Annotated in this window: 6 protein-coding genes; 1 reads left to right on the top strand and 5 read right to left on the bottom strand. The window is 47.4% G+C overall.

Annotated features, from left to right (window positions below; all coding sequences use genetic code 11):
- A partial coding sequence (locus PSI23_RS21020; RefSeq protein ID WP_273556898.1) for a terminase small subunit occupies nt 1-540 on the bottom strand: 540 nt, incomplete at its 3' end.
- A gap of 12 nt (nt 541-552) precedes the next feature.
- Nucleotides 553-732: a hypothetical protein gene (locus PSI23_RS21025; RefSeq protein WP_273556899.1), complete on the bottom strand. Its 180-nt coding sequence runs from the start codon at nt 730-732 to the stop codon at nt 553-555.
- A 38-nt stretch (nt 733-770) separates the two neighbouring features.
- Here PSI23_RS21025 and PSI23_RS21030 point away from each other — a divergent pair, with 38 nt between their 5' ends.
- Complete coding sequence (locus PSI23_RS21030; RefSeq protein ID WP_273556900.1) at nt 771-896, top strand: hypothetical protein; 126 nt, start codon at nt 771-773, stop codon at nt 894-896.
- A 382-nt stretch (nt 897-1,278) separates the two neighbouring features.
- Here the strand turns inward: PSI23_RS21030 and PSI23_RS21035 are convergent, their stop codons facing one another.
- From PSI23_RS21035 to PSI23_RS21045, 3 genes are all read right to left on the bottom strand, one after another.
- A complete protein-coding gene (locus PSI23_RS21035; protein WP_273556901.1) occupies nt 1,279-1,482 on the bottom strand; it encodes a Lar family restriction alleviation protein in 204 nt (67 codons plus the stop codon).
- Nucleotides 1,475-1,954: a lysis protein gene (locus PSI23_RS21040; RefSeq protein WP_273556902.1), complete on the bottom strand. Its 480-nt coding sequence runs from the start codon at nt 1,952-1,954 to the stop codon at nt 1,475-1,477. The genes PSI23_RS21035 and PSI23_RS21040 overlap by 8 nt, the downstream gene beginning before the upstream one ends.
- Before the next feature lie 102 nt (nt 1,955-2,056).
- Nucleotides 2,057-2,324: lysozyme (locus PSI23_RS21045; protein WP_273556903.1), on the bottom strand; the 268-nt coding region annotated here is incomplete at its 5' end.

The raw sequence follows: 2,324 nt of genomic DNA on the forward strand, positions 1-2,324 counted from the left end.
CAGTTCCTCCGCCGTCACGTTAGCCACCTCGATTGGGCCGCCGTCTGCGCCGGTGTGTTCGTTCTTCACGTTGTCGCGGAAGGCCTGCACGCTGACGTGTTTACCCAACAATTCGAGGTTCTTGACCTTATCCGGCCATTTGATTTTTTTGAGCATTCCCACCATATCGCGCTCGTCGCCCCGGCCTTCGAACATCTCCGCCAAATTGAATCCACTGAGATAACGGCGCCATGATTCCGGCCATTGGCTCAGCGGCTTGATGCTCAGGTCTTCTTTCAGAATGTCGGCCACGTCCATCTGGTCGATTTCAACGAGGCGCCTGAGTACATAGTTGGCATCAATACCCAGTTGTTTGTTGCGCGCCTGTTTCAGCTCATCGATCAGCGCAACAACATAGGGTTTTTGCATCAACTGATAGCCCAGTTCGCTGGCGCGTCGTGGGCTATAACCGGCTCTGATTGCCGCCTGCGTTGCGTTTAAATCGACCAGATATTCCCGACAAAACGTTTTTTGTTTTGTCGTCATTTTTTGTCGGGTCATTTTCTTGGCTCCTTACTTCGATAATTCGCAAGCCATCTTCATGACCTGTTCTAGTTCGTCGTTACTGAGTCCGTGATACCGTTTCAGTTTTATGATACCCAGTAACATCTTGGCTTTTCTTTCTTCCTTTAGGGCTGCGCTTAACATTAATCCAGAAGGACGTTTGTGTAGTGGTATCTGGTGCTCCGGCATATTTACCTCTCAGCTGGTTACTTGTCCTTAAAAAGAAAATGCCACCCACCCGTGTGCGTTGGGTACGCGGTGAGAACGGGATGGCAGCATGGGTTATCGGTATTCCTTTAGCCACTCAGGGAATGGGTAAAGAAATATTGGCTTTAGTTTCAAGTGTTAATTGATTGTTAAGCATTATTCGCTTGTTGTTGCGGTGTGATGGGTTTATTAGATTTACCAGTTTTTGTGATGATAACGTTGTAAACAATGTGGAGAATAACTATGAAAAAGTATCTTCTTCTTTTCCTGGTAGCTGGAACAACGCTTTTAGCCTCAATGCAGACTTATGCTAGTACTCCCAGCGCTTCCAATAATCTCAGTGATCTCAAGTACTTTCCGATCTATTGCTTATGGTTGCCTTTTTTACCAGAGTGCTTCTGACCTATAACCCCACTGTCAAATAACTATTTTAAGTATGCCAATAAAACCAAATAGGACGGTAATTCTTTCGCCGTCCTCTCATCACTCACCGACACTGCGTCCTGACATACTCCTGCCACCCCAGTATCATTTGCTCTGAGGTGGCAATGCATTATTCCACGCAATCTTTGCTTGTTCTGCTGTATCTTCCTCTGGCCCATTTGCTCCACAGTCAGTACATTGCACATAAAACCACATATCATCTGAGTAGGAGTTCATGTCTATGTACTCACTGTTACAAAACGGGCACGGATTAAGTTTGCCTGTTTCAGTCACTATTTTTTCAGTCACTATTTTTTCTCCCACATTCAGTATTAACGTAATCCTGCAAATATCTCAGTTTTGCCCGGTCGTTGATGATGTCTTCTCGGATATCGAGAACAGTTGATCCAGTTTCTCCAGTGAGTTCGACGGGGGTTCCATCGCCCACGCTGCCGGAGGTAACGGTTTCAGGCACGGAGGGGCAGACGGCCTTGATCCGCAGCTTGCGACGGCCAGCGGCAACATCAGCCCGAAGAGTGTCAATTTCAGTCTTGGCATGGGCTAGCCTCTGTGTGTGCTTGGTATCCAATTCGTGCAGCATGTCAATGTGCGTGTTCTGGTAGTTGATGGTGTCGGTCAGTTGCTGGATTTCTGTTGCCTGACGTTCATTGGCTTCTTTCTGTTCAGTATACTCAGAGCGGAAATAAAACGCCTCGAATGTAGATACCGCAGTGGTAATAATCAGGACAATAATTGTGTAATGGGTTAGTGTGAGTTTCACGATAACAGTACCGCCGCCAGCAAAAACCAACCCCAGCCATCATTACCCGATATTGCTATAACCCCTGCGGCAAGTAGCGCAAACATCGATAAAATTGGTGGTTCACTCATCATCCAACCCCCAGCACGTTAATTCTGATTCCTGAGCGCGTCGTTCTACCTGACCGTAACAGCCATTAGTCTGGCCTTTGGTCTGTCGGCAATCTCGGCCACCGTCAAATATCCAGCGCTGGATTTCAGTACACGTCCCTTTTTTGTCCCCGGCATTCAACTTACGGTAGAACGTGGAAGAGAAGCATTTACCGGGACCAATGTTGTACGGGCAGAAACTGGCAATACCTGCTATCTGGGGTTCAGTCAGTGGCACTTTG

Source organism: Xenorhabdus yunnanensis, from assembly GCF_028598805.1.
Taxonomy (GTDB): Bacteria; Pseudomonadota; Gammaproteobacteria; order Enterobacterales; family Enterobacteriaceae; genus Xenorhabdus; species Xenorhabdus yunnanensis.

Bases quoted from the DNA above. Each gene is read 5' to 3' on its own strand.
- PSI23_RS21025 (WP_273556899.1), bottom strand. From the start codon at position 732: ATGCCGGAGCACCAGATACCACTACACAAACGTCCTTCTGGATTAATG.
- PSI23_RS21030 (WP_273556900.1), top strand. From the start codon at position 771: ATGCCACCCACCCGTGTGCGTTGGGTACGCGGTGAGAACGGGATGGCA.